This is a genomic window from Paraburkholderia sp. GAS448, assembly GCF_050435685.1.
In the GTDB taxonomy this organism is placed as follows: domain Bacteria; phylum Pseudomonadota; class Gammaproteobacteria; order Burkholderiales; family Burkholderiaceae; genus Paraburkholderia.
In genome coordinates, this window is sequence record NZ_JBNDKT010000017.1 from 92,265 (window position 1) to 110,030 (window position 17,766).

Annotated in this window: 19 protein-coding genes; 9 read left to right on the top strand and 10 right to left on the bottom strand. The window is 60.0% G+C overall.

Features of this window, described 5'->3' with window-relative positions; all coding sequences use genetic code 11:
• Positions 1-241: 241 nt before the first annotated feature.
• Positions 242-838: a TetR family transcriptional regulator gene (locus P3T23_RS27515; protein WP_429319249.1), complete on the top strand. Its 597-nt coding sequence runs from the start codon at positions 242-244 to the stop codon at positions 836-838.
• Between the two features lie 16 nt (positions 839-854).
• Here the strand turns inward: P3T23_RS27515 and P3T23_RS27520 are convergent, their stop codons facing one another.
• Positions 855-1,769: a hypothetical protein gene (locus P3T23_RS27520; protein ID WP_429319250.1), complete on the bottom strand. Its 915-nt coding sequence runs from the start codon at positions 1,767-1,769 to the stop codon at positions 855-857.
• A gap of 335 nt (positions 1,770-2,104) precedes the next feature.
• Positions 2,105-2,314, bottom strand: coding sequence for a hypothetical protein (locus P3T23_RS27525; protein WP_429319251.1), 210 nt, complete (start codon positions 2,312-2,314; stop codon positions 2,105-2,107).
• Between P3T23_RS27525 and P3T23_RS27530 the strand changes: the two genes are divergently transcribed.
• A complete protein-coding gene (locus P3T23_RS27530) occupies positions 2,313-2,489 on the top strand; it encodes a hypothetical protein (RefSeq protein WP_429319252.1) in 177 nt (58 codons plus the stop codon). The two genes, P3T23_RS27525 and P3T23_RS27530, sit on opposite strands and share 2 nt — an antisense overlap.
• A 135-nt stretch (positions 2,490-2,624) precedes the next feature.
• Positions 2,625-3,320: a phosphatase PAP2 family protein gene (locus P3T23_RS27535; RefSeq protein WP_429319253.1), complete on the top strand. Its 696-nt coding sequence runs from the start codon at positions 2,625-2,627 to the stop codon at positions 3,318-3,320.
• A 587-nt stretch (positions 3,321-3,907) separates the two neighbouring features.
• Here P3T23_RS27535 and P3T23_RS27540 read toward each other — a convergent pair.
• The 3 genes from P3T23_RS27540 to P3T23_RS27550 all read right to left on the bottom strand — a co-directional run bounded on the left by P3T23_RS27540 (position 3,908) and on the right by P3T23_RS27550 (position 6,768).
• Positions 3,908-4,180, bottom strand: coding sequence for a DUF4148 domain-containing protein (locus P3T23_RS27540; protein WP_429319254.1), 273 nt, complete (start codon positions 4,178-4,180; stop codon positions 3,908-3,910).
• A 188-nt stretch (positions 4,181-4,368) separates the two neighbouring features.
• Positions 4,369-5,556 carry a multidrug effflux MFS transporter gene (locus tag P3T23_RS27545; protein ID WP_429319326.1) on the bottom strand — a complete coding sequence of 396 codons (1,188 nt, stop codon included), beginning with the start codon at positions 5,554-5,556 and terminating at the stop codon, positions 4,369-4,371.
• A gap of 228 nt (positions 5,557-5,784) precedes the next feature.
• Positions 5,785-6,768: an aldo/keto reductase gene (locus P3T23_RS27550; RefSeq protein ID WP_429319255.1), complete on the bottom strand. Its 984-nt coding sequence runs from the start codon at positions 6,766-6,768 to the stop codon at positions 5,785-5,787.
• Positions 6,769-6,908: 140 nt separating this feature from the next.
• On the opposite strand from P3T23_RS27550, the gene P3T23_RS27555 reads away from it, so the two are divergent.
• Complete coding sequence (locus P3T23_RS27555; RefSeq protein WP_429319256.1) at positions 6,909-7,817, top strand: LysR family transcriptional regulator; 909 nt, start codon at positions 6,909-6,911, stop codon at positions 7,815-7,817.
• On the opposite strand, the gene P3T23_RS27560 is transcribed toward P3T23_RS27555, so the two are convergent.
• Both P3T23_RS27560 and P3T23_RS27565 read right to left on the bottom strand, forming a co-directional pair.
• The gene (locus P3T23_RS27560) at positions 7,814-8,008 is read right to left on the bottom strand and encodes a hypothetical protein (RefSeq protein ID WP_429319257.1); all 195 of its coding nucleotides are present in this window, start codon (positions 8,006-8,008) and stop codon (positions 7,814-7,816) included. The genes P3T23_RS27555 and P3T23_RS27560 overlap by 4 nt on opposite strands.
• An 853-nt stretch (positions 8,009-8,861) precedes the next feature.
• Positions 8,862-9,527: a c-type cytochrome gene (locus P3T23_RS27565; protein WP_429319258.1), complete on the bottom strand. Its 666-nt coding sequence runs from the start codon at positions 9,525-9,527 to the stop codon at positions 8,862-8,864.
• Between the two features lie 511 nt (positions 9,528-10,038).
• Between P3T23_RS27565 and P3T23_RS27570 the strand changes: the two genes are divergently transcribed.
• Positions 10,039-10,215: a hypothetical protein gene (locus P3T23_RS27570; RefSeq protein WP_429319259.1), complete on the top strand. Its 177-nt coding sequence runs from the start codon at positions 10,039-10,041 to the stop codon at positions 10,213-10,215.
• Between the two features lie 110 nt (positions 10,216-10,325).
• Positions 10,326-12,359, top strand: a complete 2,034-nt coding sequence (locus P3T23_RS27575) for an arabinofuranosidase catalytic domain-containing protein (protein ID WP_429319260.1) — start codon at positions 10,326-10,328, stop codon at positions 12,357-12,359.
• A gap of 329 nt (positions 12,360-12,688) precedes the next feature.
• Here the strand turns inward: P3T23_RS27575 and P3T23_RS27580 are convergent, their stop codons facing one another.
• Positions 12,689-13,585, bottom strand: coding sequence for a LysR family transcriptional regulator (locus tag P3T23_RS27580; protein WP_429319261.1), 897 nt, complete (start codon positions 13,583-13,585; stop codon positions 12,689-12,691).
• Between the two features lie 113 nt (positions 13,586-13,698).
• On the opposite strand from P3T23_RS27580, the gene P3T23_RS27585 reads away from it, so the two are divergent.
• The 3 genes from P3T23_RS27585 to P3T23_RS27595 are packed head-to-tail and all read left to right on the top strand — an operon-like array spanning position 13,699 to position 15,066.
• Complete coding sequence (locus P3T23_RS27585) at positions 13,699-13,923, top strand: hypothetical protein (RefSeq protein WP_429319262.1); 225 nt, start codon at positions 13,699-13,701, stop codon at positions 13,921-13,923.
• Positions 13,924-13,948: 25 nt separating this feature from the next.
• Entirely contained in the window at positions 13,949-14,914 is a 966-nt protein-coding gene (locus tag P3T23_RS27590) for an NAD-dependent epimerase/dehydratase family protein (RefSeq protein WP_429319327.1), read from the top strand.
• Positions 14,915-14,922: 8 nt separating this feature from the next.
• Positions 14,923-15,066, top strand: coding sequence for a hypothetical protein (locus tag P3T23_RS27595; RefSeq protein ID WP_429319335.1), 144 nt, complete (start codon positions 14,923-14,925; stop codon positions 15,064-15,066).
• A 65-nt stretch (positions 15,067-15,131) separates the two neighbouring features.
• Here the strand turns inward: P3T23_RS27595 and P3T23_RS27600 are convergent, their stop codons facing one another.
• Both P3T23_RS27600 and P3T23_RS27605 read right to left on the bottom strand, forming a co-directional pair.
• Positions 15,132-16,646, bottom strand: a complete 1,515-nt coding sequence (locus P3T23_RS27600; RefSeq protein ID WP_429319263.1) for an efflux transporter outer membrane subunit — start codon at positions 16,644-16,646, stop codon at positions 15,132-15,134.
• Positions 16,625-17,746 carry an HlyD family secretion protein gene (locus P3T23_RS27605; RefSeq protein WP_429319264.1) on the bottom strand — a complete coding sequence of 374 codons (1,122 nt, stop codon included), beginning with the start codon at positions 17,744-17,746 and terminating at the stop codon, positions 16,625-16,627. The genes P3T23_RS27600 and P3T23_RS27605 overlap by 22 nt, the downstream gene beginning before the upstream one ends.
• Between the last annotated feature and the right edge of the window lie 20 nt (positions 17,747-17,766).

Here is a 17,766-nt window from a genome sequence, read left to right on the forward strand (position 1 = left end):
AGGCCGAACAGTAGCATTGCCGAATTAAAATGTAAACCGTCTATCCGGATTGTTTATGGAGCACCCGGAGCGGTTCAAGCGGTACAATTCGAACCTTTAGAGCAAATGCCTCTTGCGCCGACGGGTTGCGGGGCCGCTCGGTGAAGCTGATTCACTGCACCGGATTGCTTGCCGAACACCATAACGACGCGGCAGCCATGGGGCCAGCACCGCAATCGTCGCGACTTCATCAATATCGATAATGGATAACCAGACCCGTTCGGAAATTTCCCGCAGGAAGGCAATTGATGCCGCTCTCACCATCCTGACCCGGGAGGGAGTCGGTGGACTTACGTTCGATTCGTTGTCGCGCGAAAGTGGCATCAGCAAGGGAGGACTGCTACATCAATTCCGCACCAGGCACGGGGTGCTTTGCGCTCTGCTGGAATATCAGCAGCAGCAGTTTGAGCAGATTGCCCGTGACTATATGGCGAAGGAAGGCGCATCGAAGGCCGAACCGAGCCTCGCGGCCCAGATTGCAATTTATCGGGAATCCATCAATCAGCCGCATTCGGTGGCACGGGCAGTTCTCGCAGCGCTTGTCGAGAGTCCAACCTTGCTTGAAGACATGAAGACGTCTGACGCAGCGAAGATGAAGGCGTTGCAAGATGAAGCGACCGACCTGGATTTGTCGTTGTTGCGATACTTTGCTGCCAGCGGTCTTGCCTTTCACTCTCTGTTGGGACTGTCGCCGTTGGGTGATTCGGCTCGCAACAGGCTGTTCGACCGTCTTCTCGACGAAGAGAGCTGGCAGGGGCAGAAGTTGCAGCCAAAACGTCGTAAGCGGTCTGGGGGCTGACCGCCGCGGTGGCTTCCTAGTGCACCGCCGCCCGTTCCCCGAACACCGCCTGCAGCGCTTCCTGAAACTTCCCGGCGATCTTCCCGAATCCGTCGCGTGTCGGATGCAATTCGTTGGCCCAATCGGTATCTGGATTCAAGGTCCCCTGCGTTTTCACAACCACGACTTTATTCGTCGCAGTACACAAGCCATCGAGCATCTTCGCAAAATAACCAAGAATCTCCGCGACGACGCTACGCCCGTTCGCGAGGAACTGCGCGTCGACGGGAGGGGACGCCCAGCCTCGATCGACGAACGAGGGTTGCAGCCATGGTCCGACGAGTCCGTCGCAAATGGATGCGTTCGTCGGCGTAGCGTAGTCGTATTGATGAAAGAAGAGGTAGCACCCGTTACCGTACGCATCGCGCACGGCGATCAAGTCTAGATACGCGCGCCGAACGATATCAGCAATATCCGACAGCGCGTCATAGTTCACGGCATGCGTGAAATCTCCGCCGACGGACGCGGCGTCGTTCAACCAGAACCTGAATGCATCGCCGACGAGATCGTTGCCTCCGCCTGAAAACAGAATCGCGTCGAAGGGAGCGTGCGCTGGATCCTTGAGTGTGGAAATCAAAACGTCGCGCTTCGACGTACCGAGCAACGCGGTTGTAGCATCAGCGTAATGCGCCAACTTAAGTGGCTTTGGATTGAGGTTCAACAGGTCTGTCAGCGATACGATTACATCGGTAGGAAGGTGCCCGAGCGAGGGCACGGGATAGTCGAACCACGAATCGCCATCCGCCAGCAGGTTTAGCGGCTGTACGAGCGCCCCTTCAACGCTTTTTCGCGCGTCTTTCAACTGGCGCCTGTGCTCGTCCTTGCGCGCACTTATATCCGATTTAATCTGCTGTTGTAACTGGCGATAAGCGTCTAGCGTGGCGGTAGTCATGTGCTGCTCCTAAGTGCGAAGTTGCAGAGCTAGCGCCACTCCGCAACACATTAAGAGCGCTGAGCGCTCGAACTGGATCGGCATTGACATTAGGATATGCAACGAAGATCACTTCCGCCGAATCCGAAAAGTCTTTTCCGACGCCAGCCAGACATCGGCGCCGTTCCATACGATGTATCGGCGATGAGTCTTTCGGGCCTGAGATTGAACCGTTCATCGACCCGGTCGACCATGACCTTCGTTGATTCAACTTCCGCGATCCGGTGTGCGGGTGTCGCCACACAAGGAGCCAATCGCCACCCCGAACTGAACGGCAGCTGCCCAGACCTTGCTTGTCATTCCGCATTGGTGAGAACGCCGTCTACCCAGTCATGGTAGTTCATGTCGCGCTCACAGCGAATGCAAACTGTCACAACCAGGCGAACACGCAAACGCCAATTGGCAAACTGATCAAAGTTCTGGGCCTGACCGGTTACGTTCGGACACACTTCGTTGCGAATCAGAATACGTCCGCCATCTAAAATCCGCGCACGGAGAAAAAACATGATCAAACTTTTGTGTGTCGTTGCGCTGGCGGCTAGCCTGTCAGGCTGCATCGTCGCTCCACCGTACGGCTATGCGCCCGCGCCGGCCTATGGATATGCGCCAGCGTACTACGCAGCGCCTTCCGTCGATGTCGGCATCGGCTTCGGCGGTTACGGGCACGGCTGGCGCAGATAGCCTCGTTGCGGCACCGACACCGGCATCGTTCACGAACGTGTCGCTCGAGCCGAATACTGGCATGGTAGTCTTCAAAACGGTTCAATAACCCCGACCGGGGCACCTACTGTCGAGAACCGAAAGATCGGCGCCGCAATGAACAGTTTCGATACAGCAGTCCAGATCTTCCTGACGCACAACGCTTTCCGCTCGGCGGCAATGAATCACGCGATAAGGGTGATAGCTGGCCAGGTCATATTCAAAGGCCTCGTCCTTATACCTGTGTTGTGGTGGATGTGGTTCAAACCGGGTCCGCGTGTTGAATGGAAGCGTGAGATGATCATCGCGACCGTCGCAAGTGGTCTTCTATCACTTGCGAGCGGCAGGCTTCTCGCCTATTGCTTGCCGTTCCGGCAGCGGCCGCTCTACAACCCGGAGCTGCGCCTGGACTTTCCCTCTGTCGGCCTGCACGATGCCGTTGTGCGCACGTGGAGTTCCTTTCCTAGCGATCATGCGATGCTATGGATGTCGATTGCGACGGGCATCTTTCTTGTCTCACGACGCGTCGGCACGCTCGCGCTGTTGTACACAGCTATCTTCATATGCTTGCCACGGGTGTACCTTGGTTTGCATTATCCGACTGATGTTCTCGGGGGAGCGGCCATCGGCGTAGCCATCACGTGTATCGCGACGCGGGATTTCGTGAGAACACGTCTTGCAGGACCGGTCCTGCGATGGATGAACGGTTATCCGGGGCCTGCCTATATGCTGGCGTTTCTTTTGTCGTTTGAACTGGTCACCCAGTTCGATGAACTGTTCCTGATCTTCAGGACGGGTTGGAAGGCGTTTTGACGTCCCCCGGCCTCAGCTTTCGGCTGCCGCTTGCGGGGAAACGGTGAGGATTCCTCCTTTGAGACGGCCACGTTCGGCCGCGAGAGCAACGACACGCAAAGCCCCTTCTCGAAGGATCAAGCAACGGGATGCTGCAAGGCGTTTTGTTTTCTCTCCCTTCCTGCCTATCCAGGTCGCCCACATAAATAATCTGTGTGCTGTCGGCAGTCGCCTTTCTTAGCCGGGTTCAGGCGGACAAAAAGGATTATCAGTTCACGACGCTTAGCCACGTCCTTGCCGAACGGCCAGGCTGGTTCTGGGTGAATACGATGGGCGATGTTGCCTGCCGTTGTCGAACGACGACTCCGTCAGGAAGCCTCGACGGCTAAGCGGCGACTCTGGCCAGGCAGGCGATTCGAAAAGGCGAACGAAAAAGCGCCCGGTCACTGAAGGCCAGGCGAAGCCACCGGGAGCCCGGGGGCGGAGGTTCTGATATGAACCGGACCCGCGATTGCAGCAAGGCAGCAATCGCGGGCCAGTGATGTATAGCGACCAGGCGCGGCGAGGTCTCGCGCTCTGGCAAAGAAACAGCTTGTTGGCCTGAAGGCTTACTGGGCAGCTGCTGCCTGACCCCGCTGCGACGAACCACCGACTACGCCACCCATTGCGCTGTTCTGGGCAGCAACGCGGGCTTCAGCAGCCTGGATGTTCGCCGGGTAATCGTAGGGGTTGGACCTGGCCGGGTTGTAGCCAGCTTTTTCGATTTGAACCAGTTCTTCGCGAACTTGCGCACGGGTCAAGGGTTGGTTCGATTGGGCGAAAACAGCGACCGGAGCAGCAAGGGTAGCGGCAACAACAACGGCTTGGATGAGCGACTTCATGATTATTACCTCCAGAGATTGTCTTGTTTGGGCTGCAAGTTGGTTTTTTTGCAGCGGTACGGACAGTCTAGGAGTGTGAGGAGCTAGGGTAAATACCTAATTTCCGAATTCACTGTTTCCGAAAACCTAACAATAGGGATGGGAATGCGGCATGTCGCGCCCGTCTGATCCGGCGATCCCGCTGTTGCTCACCTGGCCGCTGTCGCTTCGCTGGATATTGCGACAGGAGGCGATACGAGAAGCATTGCGCAAAGCAGACTCCCGATGCTCATCAGCGCAATCACGCCACCCATCGGCCAGGGCGTACCGTCGGCGAAGAAACCGACCAGTGCCGATCCAAAGATGCCGGTGCCGTACTGGATCGCGCCGATCAGTGCCGACATGGCGCCGGCGCGCGCAGGAAAGGTGCCGAGCGCACCGGCAATCGAGTTGGCGACAATGAAGCCGGTCGCGGAGATGAACAGGAAGAGAGGGATCACAAGGCCCGGCAGTCCGCCCCAGTCGGTCCACGCATTGATTGCCAGCAGCACGCCCGCGATTGCCGCGCCGAGTGCGCCGGCGCGCATTAACCGGTCGCTGCCGAACCGTGGTACCAGTCTGGCGTTGATCTGATTCGTGATCATGATGCCGACGATGCCCGCAGCGAAGAGCACGCCGTAAAACTGCGGCGAGACGTGGTGATACGTAATGTAGGCGAATGGCGTGCCGGCGATATAGGCGTATATGCCGCCGTAGAAAAATCCTCCGGCACCCGCGTAGCCGAGTACCCGGCGATGCTGCAACAACCCGGCGTATGCGGCGAGAGCCCGACCGGGCGGTTCATGATTGCGGCGCGATGCAGGCAGGGTTTCGGGCAGGGCGCGCAGTGCTGCGAGCGTTAGCAGTCCGACACCGACCAGCGTCCAGAAAATCGCGCGCCACGACGCTACGTGGAGGATCAGTCCGCCCACGCTCGGCCCCAAGAGCGGCGCGATCGCCATGACGGTCATCAAGGTCGACATCATCTGGGCCGCGCGGTGACCGGTGTAGAGATCGCGCACCATCGCACGGGCGAGCACGACGCTTGCGCACGCGCCCACGGCTTGTACGGCTCGCCATCCGACCAGCATCGGCGCGTCGGTCGAGAGCGCGCAGCCGGCTGAGCCGATGACAAACAGCACCAGCCCGATTGCGATCGGCAGACGGCGGCCGTACCGGTCGCCGACAGGTCCCCACAACAGCTGGCCCAGACTGAAGCCAATCAGATACCCGGAAATCGTCAACTCGACCGCGCCTGCGTCGGCGTGCAGCGCAAGCGCCATCGCGGGGAGCGCGGGCAGGTACAGGTCCGTCGATATCGAGGCAAAGGCCATCAGGAGGCTCAGGATCGCCAGGATCCGCAGACCGTGCTGATCGGCGCTGTGACGCACGTCCGCGCCGGAGTTACTCACGCTTTCGGTCGCAGCGCCGGGAAACGTTCCCGCCATTCCCGTTTGCGCGGATGATCGATCGTTCAGCGACATGGACTGGATTTTCGGTTCGGCATTTCTTTTCACGCCAATAGCGCGCCCCGGTACCAGCAGCTGGTGATAACGGAGGCGCAGTGGTTGGGTGCAGCAGGAGCGTTAGCGATCGACGCGCTGCTGCAGGTGGGCCGGATAGCGATCGCCCACGATCTTGATCTGCTTCAGTGCTGCTGTGATCGCGGACAGATCGTCAGCCGACAATTCGACTGCGGCCGCGCCGACGTTTTCTTCCAGCCGATGCAGCTTGGTGGTGCCCGGAATCGGCACGATCCATGGGTGTTGCGCCAGCAGCCAGGCAAGGGCAATCTGCGCGCGCGTGGCGCCTTTACCATCGGCGATCTTGCCGAGCACTTCGACGAGGCCCGCATTGGCCTTACGGTTCTCTTCGGAGAAGCGCGGCACGATGTTGCGGAAATCGGTCTTGTCGAACGAAGTGTTCGCGTCGATTGCGCCGGTCAGGAAGCCCTTGCCGAGCGGGCTGAACGGCACGAAGCCGATACCCAGTTCTTTCAGAACAGGCAGCACCGTCTCTTCCGGCTCGCGCCACCACATCGAATACTCGCTCTGCAACGCAGCCACCGGCTGCACGGCGTGGGCGCGCCGGATCGACTGCGCGCCTGCTTCGGACATGCCGAAGTGCTTGACCTTGCCTTCTGCGATCAGATCCTTGACGGTGCCGGCCACGTCTTCGAGCGGCACGTTCGGATCGACGCGATGTTGATAGAACAGGTCGATACGATCGGTCTTCAGACGCTTCAGCGACGCCTCGGCGACCGCTCGAATGCGTTCGGGCCGGCTGTCGAGCGGGTTCTTCGCGTCGCCGTCCTGAAAGCCGAACTTGGTCGCGATCACGATCTGGTCGCGAAACGGCGCGACCGCCTCGCCGACCAGCTCCTCGTTGGCGAATGGGCCATAGCACTCGGCTGTGTCGAAGAACGTGACGCCCTGGTCGAAAGCGGCCCGAATCAGCTTGATGCCTTCGGTTTTTTCCGTGGCCGGGCCGTAGCCGAAGCTCAAACCCATGCAGCCAAGACCGATCGCCGACACTTCGAGACCGCCGTTTCCAAGTTTGCGCTTTTGCATGTCCGTGCTCCTTTCGAAAAGTGACGGGCGTGGCGCCCGGATCAACGCCACTCGACGTTCAATAAGGGTAAAGCTTAGGCTGTTGTGAACCGCTCAACAATACGGCTACAATTTCATGGGGTTATGAGGAAAATTCAACTATGCTGCGTGCTGGTCTGTCCGAACTCACTGCGTTTGTCGCGATCGCGCACCAGCGAAGCTTCAGCGCGGCGGCGCGCACGCTCGGCGTGTCGCCCTCGGCGCTCAGCCATGCCATGCGAGGTCTCGAAGCGAGACTCGACGTGCGGCTGTTCAACCGGACGACCCGCTCAGTCGCGCTGACCGAAGCAGGCGAACAACTGCTGCGGCGTGTCGGGCCTGCTATCGCCGACCTCGAGGATGCGGTGAACGAGGTCGCTTCCGCACGCGATCGCCCGTCGGGCTCGATCCGCATCAGCGCGTCCGAATCTGCCGCGAAATCCATCGTTCGGCACGTGCTGCCCGGGTTTCTCGCGACCTACCCGGATATTCACGTCGAATTCGTCGTGGATACGCGACTCGTGGATATCGTGGCCGAAGGTTTCGATGCCGGTATCCGGGTCCTGGAGGATGTGCCACGTGACATGGTCGCCATCAGGTTCGGCGCCGACATGCGGTTTGCCGCAGTGGCATCACCCGACTATCTCGCACGCCATGAAGCGCCAAAGGCGCCGCACGACCTGGCGAAACACCGGTGTATCCGTTTCCGTTTCGAAAGCGGTGCGCTCTATCGTTGGGACCTCGAGTACCACGGCAAAAGCGCCAGTGTCGATGTCGATGGTCCCATGACGCTCGGCAATCTGAACCTGATGGTCGAGGCGGCGCTAGCCGGAATCGGCATCGCCTGGGTGCCTGACTATCTGGTTGCAGAGCACATCGCGGCAAAGACGCTGGTGCAGGTGCTTCCCGAGTGGAGCCCTTCGTTTCCGGGCTTGTGCCTCTATTACCCCGCCAATCGCCATCCTCCGACCGCACTCAGGCTTTTCGTACAGGCCGTGCGGGAGTGGGCCAACACCCCTGACCCCCGCTAATTGGCGGCCCTAAGGAAGCGATGTCGCGCGCAGTCGAGTGCCTCGGTAAGCACGTCGACTTCCATCTGTTTTGCTGCCAGCGCTCTTTTAAGGCTTTCGATCTGATCGATCGCGTCCAACAGGGTTGTCACATCTTGCTGCTTCGTCAGCGCAAATGTACCCAAGGTTGGCGCGTTTTTATATGTCGGCACGCCGCATGTCCTTATGAGGTGGTTTCATGAATGCCGGGCAGTGGCTTGCGCGCCCGGGTAGGCGTGCAATCAATCATCTGCGCTGTAACCATTCAGTGAATCTCGTTTCCGGCGAGCCGCCAGTGGAGGTCCGAGGCCAACGGTGCAATTATTTGGCTGAGAAGCCCTCTCGACGCCGGCCGTTCGGGCGATCGCTTCTTTCGCGGTGGCGTTCAATGCGCCTCGACAAACTGTACGATCTCGCCGCTATCGCGCTTGAGGTACAGGTCGTCGCCCTTCATGCGCACGTCGTTGCAAGAGTAGGGCATCTTGCTGCCCTTGCTGCAGATCCGTGAGACGCGGAAACATCCGCATTATTGGTTTGGACGAGAGCAACGGAATGTGTGTTAGCCATAGAGAGCAAAGGCTGTCGAACAAACACACATCTGACGCATCATTAGCTGACGGGACGCGGACGCGTCGGTTCATAATCGGAACGCGTTCGGCGATTTGCGGTCAGCGGCTCACGCCAATGCACGGTCGTTCGAACGGCGCTTTCTGCCGATGAGGCCTTGCCTATCCGGGTGGGCAGGTCGGCGCTTTAACATGCATGTTCTGGCAAGGATATGATTGAGGTAGCTGCGGGCTCTGCGCCGCACTCAAATTCGAATCGTCGCTACTCACAGAGCAGCCGGCAAGCATTACTACCAGCCCCGATATTACGGCGACTTTATTCCACACGAGAAATCGCATAGGTACCCGGCACAAAGATTATGGGTTGCCGTACGGAAATCCACGTCACAAACGCTGTCAGGCGTTGAGCAGCAACACCAATCGACGCAATGTTGACGCGCAGATCACACGTTATCGGTCGTCAAGGCCTGATTACCGAAAGGTAAGCTGCAGCCTCTTCGATCTGCGCGTCGTTCAGCGTCGCCGCGACGGCCGTCATCGTTCCCGGCGCCGGCGCTTTCCCCTTCGCGCGCGCCTGAAATTCGTGTAAGCGAGCGACGACAAATGCCGCGGGTTCGCCTGCGATGCCCGGAAAGCGCGCGCCATTGCCTTTGCCGCCGGCCGCGTGGCAACTGAAACAGGCAGGAACGTCGGATCCAGCACCGATCTCGGCGAGCTGCTTTCCGGCGATCACGAGGTCCTGCGGCGGAGGCGCACCTTCCGCAAGCGGCGGGTTCTGCTTTGAAAAATAGGTTGCGAGCTCACGTATCTCGCTATCGGAAAGATTGTGTGCGACCGTCTGCATGACAGCGTTTGCGCGCGTGCCTGCCTTGAACATTGATAATGCATGCGCGAGATAATCTGGATCTTTGCCAGCAAGCCGTGGCCCACCGGTTACGGTGCCGGCGCCCAATGCGCCGTGGCACGCGATACAGGTTGCGATGGACGGCGTGTTCGCGCCCCCGGCAGTGTCCGGCGCATTCACGGCAGATTGTGCATGACAGACACTTACGAAACCGACGAGCGCCGCGACCGAAAGCGAACGCAAGCCGTCGCGCAGCATGTTGGTAGAACGTGAACCGATCATCGTGGTCTTCCCGATATCCTTTGGACAGACGTCCGGCGAACGACGCTATGAGGCGATTCTGCCGGAACGATTCTGACCGGCGAGCGTCGAGCGGATTACGGATTTGTTATCCAACGCGAGCACAGACCTGTTTGCGGGCGAGGCCTGCAAGGTCATTGCGACGATGTGTTGTCCTGACGGCGTCGCTCGCTGCGAACAAGGTGCCAGGTGAAAGGCTCCAGCTGTCAGCCTGCAACAGGACATTTTCGGATCCGGATCGAATCGCCGGAGTTGGACCCTTCTCTGCCGCTCGTCGCCAATTACGGCAGACGGCAGACCGGTCAATTTATTAGTTGTAGTATTAGCAATAATATTGCTCAAGCGCAGGCCAAACGCGTTGCTTGCACCAATATCTGGGCGCAATCGCTCGATCCGTTTATGCAGACATAAGGGATTATCCCGAGACGGAGAAGCGATATTATTGACTAATATTATTACCTTGCGAGGCTGTCGTACCGCCGCGCGTCATCGGATGGTCGACCAAACGATCAACCTCATTTCCGAGCGTAGCGAGGGTGAGAGCATCGTTTCCGGCCACGAGCCGCGCCTGTGCGGAATCGCGATCGACTGGCGTCCGATCAAGGCGCAGCATGGCCGAGGCGGCGCGTTGCGTCACTTGGGAGCACATTTTTTAACCCGCCGGGAGTGAGTGACAGTTCCGAGGAATACCTGCTTGACCAGTGACGATTCTTTGTAACTCAGTTTGCATAACTAAGTTGTATGGGTCTAATCGGGAGCGTGGTTTCATAGGAGGAGGTCATGATGTCCAGAGGAATTGGATTAATTGCTGTTGTGTTGGCGATGACCGTCGGGCTTGCCGCATGTAATGGAGATAGTAGCGGCACGTCCGCATCTCAAGCGACAGGTGTGTCGAACGCAATTTCGTCACCGACGAATGCCGCAGCCCAGTCGAATTACAGTGCATCAGCGGAAGAGACAACGGCGGTTCCTCTACCTTGCGACGTCGCCGCAACTGCCAACACGCCGTGCTCCGCGGCTCACAGCGTGACACGCTTGCTAACAAAGAACTACAGGGGCCCGTTATTCCAGGTTCAACGGGCGTCTGACAATGCAACTCAGGACATCTATCCCTATACGTCGAGTACCTTGCCGAACGGCGCTGACCACACGCTGATCGGCTCAGCCAATGTCAAAAGCGCAAACGCGTTCTGCAACAATACAACCTGTTCCGTCACTTACATTTACGATCAGATCGATCTGGTTGCGCCCCTCAAGGGAGGCGCGTTTGGCAATGTGTCGGCCACCCTCACACTCAACCAGGACGGAACGGAGTCACTGACCGTTCCGAATAGCGGATCAGGGTCGCAAAAAACGACGACTGTTCCGGTCCTCAACGGCTTTGCGACGATCACGCTTCCTGGAACCGGTGGAGCACTGACCGTTCAACTGCTCCAGCCCCCCACTGCGTTGACGACCCAGTCACCGACCCTCCAGTTATCGATCGGGAACGATTTGCCGGCGCTCTCTGGCACACCGGCGAAGCTGGGCTTCGTGCCGCTACAAGGCGCCCAGATTCCGGCTCTGGGTACTTTGGCGGGACAAGCGTACCGCAACCGGTTCGGCACGGTGAACCAGTCGATCGGTGATAGCGATATCGCCGAATATATGGTGGCGGGAGCGCACTATAGCCAGTCCTCTACTTGCTGCGGGACTTATGGAAATATGGAAAGCAGTGCTAACTCCAGCACCTATGCCCATGGAGAAGTCGAAGGCGAAATGTTCGCGCTGGCGTTCTCAAACGGCAACGCGGCTGTTTTTGGCTATTGTGATGGCGACTCGAACCAGGCACCCAACGTAAAAGACCCCGTATGCAACGCACTCGACATTAACTGGCCGGGCGTCGACGCAGAGGCAGGCGTCTATCTCTACGGCCCGCAGCAGCCGCCAAGAGAAAAGTTCGTCACGGTGCTCTCCAAATACTCACCGGTGACCGCGTCAAATATCTTCGCGGTCAAAGGCGGCTCTGCCTCGCAGAGCGTACTTACGGCACTCTACGACCGGGCGCCCCCAGAAGCCCTGAACTTTGGCAACGACGCGGGTCATGCATTTAACGGGCAATGGCAAGGCGGTCTGTCGCTTGGCGAAGGCGGCGACGGTAGCGCTGCTCCCGTTCAATTCTTCGAAGGAGCGGTGATCACCAAGGCGACATCCGACACGACCGATAACGCAATCCAGGCGAGCATTGCAAGCTTTTATGGACCGCCGGCCGATAGGGCCGTGGCCGCCTGCTATGCAAACAATCTGATCAATTCGCCATTGAGTCTCGCCACACCCGATGCATGGTCGCAACAAAATGGCGGCACCGCCGTGCCTGCGCCCGATATATCGGGCGTGGACAAGGGGGCCGCAACGGTTACCAGCACGAACGGCTCGTCAGTCTCAAATGTCCACGAAATCATCAGGGTTCAGGGCGGTCAATCGTATAGTTTCACTGACTACGTTCTCGCTACCACCAACGCGACGGTCTTTCCTGGCGGATCAATCCAGACCGATGACCCGAGCGGTACCGAATTTGGCTGGGTCCTCAATACGAATACGGGCACCGTAGTGCGAGGGACATGGGGCGCCGGACAGGCAACCTCGCTGAGCGCGGTGAAATCGGGCAACTGGTGGAAAGTGACGATGACCCTCACCGCTCCCGCGGGATCGAACAATGCGTCAGTTTTTATCGATCCACCCACGTCTAGCGCTGCTGGAGTCCGCTCACAGCAAGCGCCATACTTGAGCGCAACGCATTATTGCCCAAGCCTCGCAATCGTGACCGGTTCCTGAACGTAGGCATGAAACCGCGCCCGGTTTTCCGCAGACTCCAGTTCTTGAGTGAATGGAGTCTCCGGAAAACACAAAGAAGAAGTCAGCACGGTGCTTGCCAGATGTTTGTGAGCACGCGGTTCGATGGTGCTCCAGCACCATCCGAACATGAATCGTAATGGAAGATGCCCAGTTCGATAGGGCGTTACCGGGCGGAATGCCGGCGAGTGGCAACACCGCCCCTTTGCCTTTCTCGAAACCAGCCATTCGCAACAAGTCGAGCGTAACCGGCCAGTACACACTCCCGCCAGCGCCTCCCGACTACCCGTCGTCGGCAGCCTTCAGGTACGCTACGATCGCCTTATGTAATCCTTCAGCCCTGCGGCGATCGCCGCGAACGTCACCGCACAACGCGCGCTCTCGCGCAGGTCCTCGTGCATGGCGACCCAGGTGTCCATCGCCAGCGAGAAACTGGCCGGTAACACTCGTACAAGCGCCTTGTTCCGCGCGGCCAACGCCGATTGGCACACGCCAATGCCGAAGCCCGCGCGGATGGCGCCTAGCTGGGCCAGGTCGCTGTCGGCACGAAAGGCAAGGGCAGCGCGCGAGAACACGGGGAATTGATCCTGGAACCGGCGGATGTACGCGTTCTCGCGATCAAAGCCGACGATCGCGTGACGGAACAACTCATCCATCGAATTGGGCGTGCCATGCGCTGCCAGATAGTCTTCGTGAGCATGCAAACCGACTTCGATGGCGCCTACGCGTCTGGCCACCAATGCGTCCTGCGTAGGCCGGAGCATGCGCACCGCGATGTCCGCCTCGCGGTGCAGTAAATCATCCATCTTGTTCGACAACACCAGTTCGATGACCAGTTCCGGGTGCTCGTTGCGCAACGCAGCGAGGATAGGCGGGAGCACCTCGACGCCCATGACCTCGCTTGCAGTCAATCGCACCGTACCGCGAACGCCTGCCCCGTGGCTGCTGGCCACCCGCAGCAGTGCCGCGGAGGTCGCGGCCACGCCGGCGGCATAGGGCCTCAGTTCGAGCGCGGCGTCGGTGGGCGCGAAGCCATCGAACGAGCGCGTGAAGAGCTTTAACGCCAGTGCCGATTCAAGACCGTCGATGTGACGGCCGATCGTCGGTTGGGTCATACCCATCGCGCGTGCGGCCGCTGACAGTGAACCTGTCTCCAGGACCGTCAGAAAGGAGCGGTACCACTCCCAGTTCGGTTCGCGTTGAATCATGGTATGCATTTTTGTATAGAAGCAATACAAGTCTAGGCAATTTTCGTTTGGCTGTCCATTGAGCAAACTACAGTCTCCAGCAGCAAGATCAATCGAAGTCCACGGAGCTAAAAATGAACATCGCAGCCATCGACGCCCGAACATCTTCCCGCCAGGGTACCTGCGTCACAGCCGTGTGGACCCGGCAGGTCATCGACGTAGTGTTCGCTGCTTCCGTCGCAGCACTTGAAGCCTGGCTGCGGGCACCAGTTCAACCCGTTTTCGACGCCTGTCTGCGGACTGTGCTCTCTCGTGCCTCATCGATCTCTGTTGCGATCTTTCGCCACCTCTCTTCCTGAGCTTGCACCCCCAAGGAGAATCATCATGTCCAAAGTAGCCCTGTTCGGCGCCGCTGGCGTCATCGGTCAAAGCATTGCCTCCGCCCTGCGCAGCAAGGGCCGTCCCTATCGCGTCGTCGGTCGTAACGAAGCAAGCCTGCAAAAGGCATTCGGCGTCGACCCGCTTGCTGAGATCGTCACCTGGAACCCGGACTTGCCCGCCTCGGTGCTGGCAGCAGCTAAGGGCGTCGAGACGCTGATTTATATGGTCGGCGTGAACTACTGGCAGTTCGAACTGCATCCCGAGTTGATGCGCAAGACGATTGCGGGCGCGGTCGCCGCCGGGGTCAAAAACATCATCCTGATCGGCACCGTATACCCGTACGGCATGGCAGAAGCCAGCCCGGTGCGCGAAGACCACCCGCGTGAGCCGCACACGTTCAAGGGCCGCATGCGCAAGGCGCAGGAGGATCTGCTGATGCAAGCGCATGGCGACGGCCGCGTCAACGCAACGGTCCTGCGCTTGCCGGACTTCTATGGTCCGGGCGTGGAAGCCAGTCTGCTGCACCGCGCGGCGCAGGCCGCGGTGAACGGCGGCACCGCAGATATGGTCGGGCCGATCGACCGCCCACACGAGTTCGTCTTCGTACCGGACGTGGGTCCGGTGGTCACGCGGCTGCTCGATACCCCCGCCGCGTTCGGGAAGATCTGGAACTTCGCCGGCGCGGGTGTCACGACGCAGCGCGAACTGGTGTCCGAGATGGAGCGCCAGACTGGCAACAAGCTCAAGTTACGCGTGGCAGGCAAGATGACGCTGCGCCTGATGGGCCTGTTCAACCCTTTCATGCGCGAGATGGTCGAGATGAACTACCTGATGACCGACCCGCTGATCATGGACGATTCGGCGCTGCAGCACCTGATCGGAGCGATCCGTAAAACATCTTATGCGGAAGGTATCCGGCAGACGCTCATCGCTGCGGCGAACACCCGTGCGCCGGCCGCCGCAGCGTGAGGATCGCCATGAACAACTCCACTTCCAGCGCAGCCGCGCGCCTCATCGCCCGTGTGTCTGTTGTGACGGCCGGCGCACCTCACGGCATGTGCACGACGGAAGCGGATCGCATCAATGCCGATCTTCTTGCATTCATTGAGTCGCAAACTTGAGGCGGCGTGAAGCCGATCAAGGCTAAGGCGATTGAGGCTGCCGGCGTTCTGAACCGGCAGCATTGCTATATTCGCTGCCTGTTTGCGGCATCGCCTTCTGCCCGCCAGCCGCCGCCCAACGCTTTGTAAAGCGCAACGAGTTCGAGCGCCGTGTCACGCTCGCTCTGCGCCAGTCTGTCGTCGGCGGCGTACAGCGAGCGTTCGGCATCGAGCACCGAGAGGAAGTCATTGAGGCCTTGCCGATAGAGACGCGTCGCGATGGTCACGGCTTCCCGATCGGCAGTGACCTCGGCCGCAAGCCTCTCGTGCCGCACCTGTGACTGCGCATAAGACACGAGCGCGGTCTCGACATCTCGTAGCGCACCGAGAACCGTCCGCTGGTACGCGGCGGCGGCTTGATCGGTCCGCGCTTCTTCAGCGTGCATTTCGAAGCGAACCTTGCCGGCATCGAAGATCAGCCAGTTGATGCTCGGGCCGATCGAGAAATAGCGGCTCGGCGCGGTTAGAAAAGTCGACGCGTTCAGGCTCTGCAGACCCGCAACCCCGGTCAGCGAAAAGTGCGGATAAAGATCGGCCTGAGCGACGCCGATGCGGGCGTTCGCGGCGGCAATCTGGCGTTCGGCAGCGCGGATATCCGGCCGGCGGCGCAGAAGGTCGGAGGGCAGACCCACCGGCACATCCGCGATCGCCGAAGGAATCGCTTGTGGGGCATCCAGCTGGGCAAGCAGTTGTTCCGGCGGTTGACCGATCAGCGCACCGATTCGATAAATGGACGCCCGTTCATTCGCCTCGAATGTCGGAATGGCGGCTTCTGTATCCGAGACTTGAGCCTGCGCACGCAGCACATCGAGACGCGAGGCTAACCCCGCATCGAATTGCGAGCGGGTCAGCGATAGCGAGTCCTGCTGGATCGAAAGATTACTGCGGGCGACGGCGAGTTGCCGCTGCACGCCGCGCAACTCGATGTAGTTGCGCGCGACCTCCGCGAGCAGCGTCAACTCGACATCCCCGCGTTCGGCCACGATAGCCTGATACGACGCGTCAGCAGCCTCGACGCCGCGCCGCTTGCCGCCGAACACATCGATTTCCCACGATGCGTCGAAGCCCGTCTGCCATAGATTGCCGTTGACGCCCGGACCGAGACCGCCAGGCGGCACGCCGACCGGCACATTGGCGCTGCCATGGGTCCGATCGTATTCGGCGCCGACGTCAGCGCTGGGGTATTGATCTGCTCCGGCGATACCGCGCAAGGCCCGCGCTTCGCGTATGCGTGCTTTGGCAACAGCCAGGTCGGGAGCGGAGCGCAGCGCGTCTGCCATGAGCGAGTTGAGCGTAGGGTCGCCAAAGCCTTGCCACCAGGTATCGTTCGATGTGGGCGACCCTTGCGCGGCGCTCGTCGCCGAGCCGGTATGTTCCGTAAAACTGGCGGGCATGTCCGGTTTCGGCGGCACATAGTCGGGACCCACGGTGCAACCCGCGAGGAGTCCGGTCCATGCCGCGACGATAGCGGCGGCACGCCTTCGCCCGCAAGGAGGAAGCCGCGCCAGCCTCGCTGCCGCTAGTTCCAGAAACCAGGCCATGCCGGGCGCTCCCTGATGAAGATTTCCGTCTCGACCGACATGCCCGGCGAGATCAATTTAAGTGCTTCCCCAGGGTTGTCGAGTTCGATTTTCACCGGCACCCGCTGCACCACCTTCACAAAATTGCCCGTTGCATTCTCCGGCGGCAGGAGCGCGAAGTGCGAGCCGGTCCCGCGTTGAATGCTGTCGACGTGACCGCTAAGCCGAAGGTCCGGAAACGCATCGACGAGTACCGTGACTTTCTGGCCCGGTCTGACGTGGGTCAATTGCGTCTCCTTGTAGTTCGCGGTGACATAGAGCTTGTCCGGGACAACTGAGAATAGTGTCTGCCCGGGCTGTACAAAGTTGCCCTGCTCGACGGACTTGTTCGCGACGCTGCCCGATTCCGATGCGTAGATCTTTGTGTACGACAGGTTGAGCGTTGCCTGTTCCAGCATGGCGCGAGCCTGGGCGACGGCCGCCTCCGCCGTTTTGACCTGAGCGCGCGCAAGCCTCGCCTGCGCCTGTGACGCGTCGACCTTGACCTGGGCCGCGGTCGTCGATGCGCGTGTACCGTCGGCGGCCGACTTCGCCTCATCGACCCGCTCCGACGACACAGCGCGCACGTCGGCCACGGATTGCAGCCGTGCCAGGTTGATGGTCGCAAGCTTCGCATTGGCTCGGGCCACTTCAAGCTCCGCCTGCTGCTGGCCGGTATTGGCGTCCGCCACCGCGACCTGATTGCGCGCCTCTTCCAGCTTGCCAACGGCCGCCGCGACATTGGCGCGCGCCTGATCCACCTGAACGACGTAGTCGCGCGGATCGAGTTCGACGAGGAGATCGCCGGCCGTCACCTTGCTGTTGTCGTTGACATGAAGTGTCTGCACGTAAGCCGGGACCTTGGGAATGACCGAGACGAGATGCGCGTCGATATAGGCGTCGTCCGTTTGCTTCTCGTACAGGTCCGGCACCAGGAAATACGCGGCGATCGCCAGCAGCACGATCAGCACCAGTATGCCGAGGATCAGCCCGCGTCGATTGTCAGGCGGCGGAAGCGCCGCAGGTGCAATGGCGGGCGGCGGCGTAGTTGCCGGTTTTTGAACCGGTGGTGCTTCGCTCATCGCTGCCTCCGGCCGCGCGG

What these genes read in the sequence shown, in the direction of transcription:
- P3T23_RS27515 (WP_429319249.1), top strand. Translation starts at nt 242, where the DNA reads ATGGATAACCAGACCCGTTCGGAAATTTCCCGCAGGAAGGCAATTGAT.
- P3T23_RS27520 (WP_429319250.1), bottom strand. Translation starts at nt 1,769, where the DNA reads ATGACTACCGCCACGCTAGACGCTTATCGCCAGTTACAACAGCAGATT.
- P3T23_RS27530 (WP_429319252.1), top strand. Translation starts at nt 2,313, where the DNA reads ATGATCAAACTTTTGTGTGTCGTTGCGCTGGCGGCTAGCCTGTCAGGC.
- P3T23_RS27525 (WP_429319251.1), bottom strand. Translation starts at nt 2,314, where the DNA reads ATGTTTTTTCTCCGTGCGCGGATTTTAGATGGCGGACGTATTCTGATT.
- P3T23_RS27535 (WP_429319253.1), top strand. Translation starts at nt 2,625, where the DNA reads ATGAACAGTTTCGATACAGCAGTCCAGATCTTCCTGACGCACAACGCT.
- P3T23_RS27540 (WP_429319254.1), bottom strand. Translation starts at nt 4,180, where the DNA reads ATGAAGTCGCTCATCCAAGCCGTTGTTGTTGCCGCTACCCTTGCTGCT.
- P3T23_RS27550 (WP_429319255.1), bottom strand. Translation starts at nt 6,768, where the DNA reads ATGCAAAAGCGCAAACTTGGAAACGGCGGTCTCGAAGTGTCGGCGATC.
- P3T23_RS27555 (WP_429319256.1), top strand. Translation starts at nt 6,909, where the DNA reads ATGCTGCGTGCTGGTCTGTCCGAACTCACTGCGTTTGTCGCGATCGCG.
- P3T23_RS27565 (WP_429319258.1), bottom strand. Translation starts at nt 9,527, where the DNA reads ATGATCGGTTCACGTTCTACCAACATGCTGCGCGACGGCTTGCGTTCG.
- P3T23_RS27570 (WP_429319259.1), top strand. Translation starts at nt 10,039, where the DNA reads ATGGTCGACCAAACGATCAACCTCATTTCCGAGCGTAGCGAGGGTGAG.
- P3T23_RS27575 (WP_429319260.1), top strand. Translation starts at nt 10,326, where the DNA reads ATGATGTCCAGAGGAATTGGATTAATTGCTGTTGTGTTGGCGATGACC.
- P3T23_RS27580 (WP_429319261.1), bottom strand. Translation starts at nt 13,585, where the DNA reads ATGATTCAACGCGAACCGAACTGGGAGTGGTACCGCTCCTTTCTGACG.
- P3T23_RS27585 (WP_429319262.1), top strand. Translation starts at nt 13,699, where the DNA reads ATGAACATCGCAGCCATCGACGCCCGAACATCTTCCCGCCAGGGTACC.
- P3T23_RS27590 (WP_429319327.1), top strand. Translation starts at nt 13,949, where the DNA reads ATGTCCAAAGTAGCCCTGTTCGGCGCCGCTGGCGTCATCGGTCAAAGC.
- P3T23_RS27595 (WP_429319335.1), top strand. Translation starts at nt 14,923, where the DNA reads ATGAACAACTCCACTTCCAGCGCAGCCGCGCGCCTCATCGCCCGTGTG.
- P3T23_RS27600 (WP_429319263.1), bottom strand. Translation starts at nt 16,646, where the DNA reads ATGGCCTGGTTTCTGGAACTAGCGGCAGCGAGGCTGGCGCGGCTTCCT.
- P3T23_RS27605 (WP_429319264.1), bottom strand. Translation starts at nt 17,746, where the DNA reads ATGAGCGAAGCACCACCGGTTCAAAAACCGGCAACTACGCCGCCGCCC.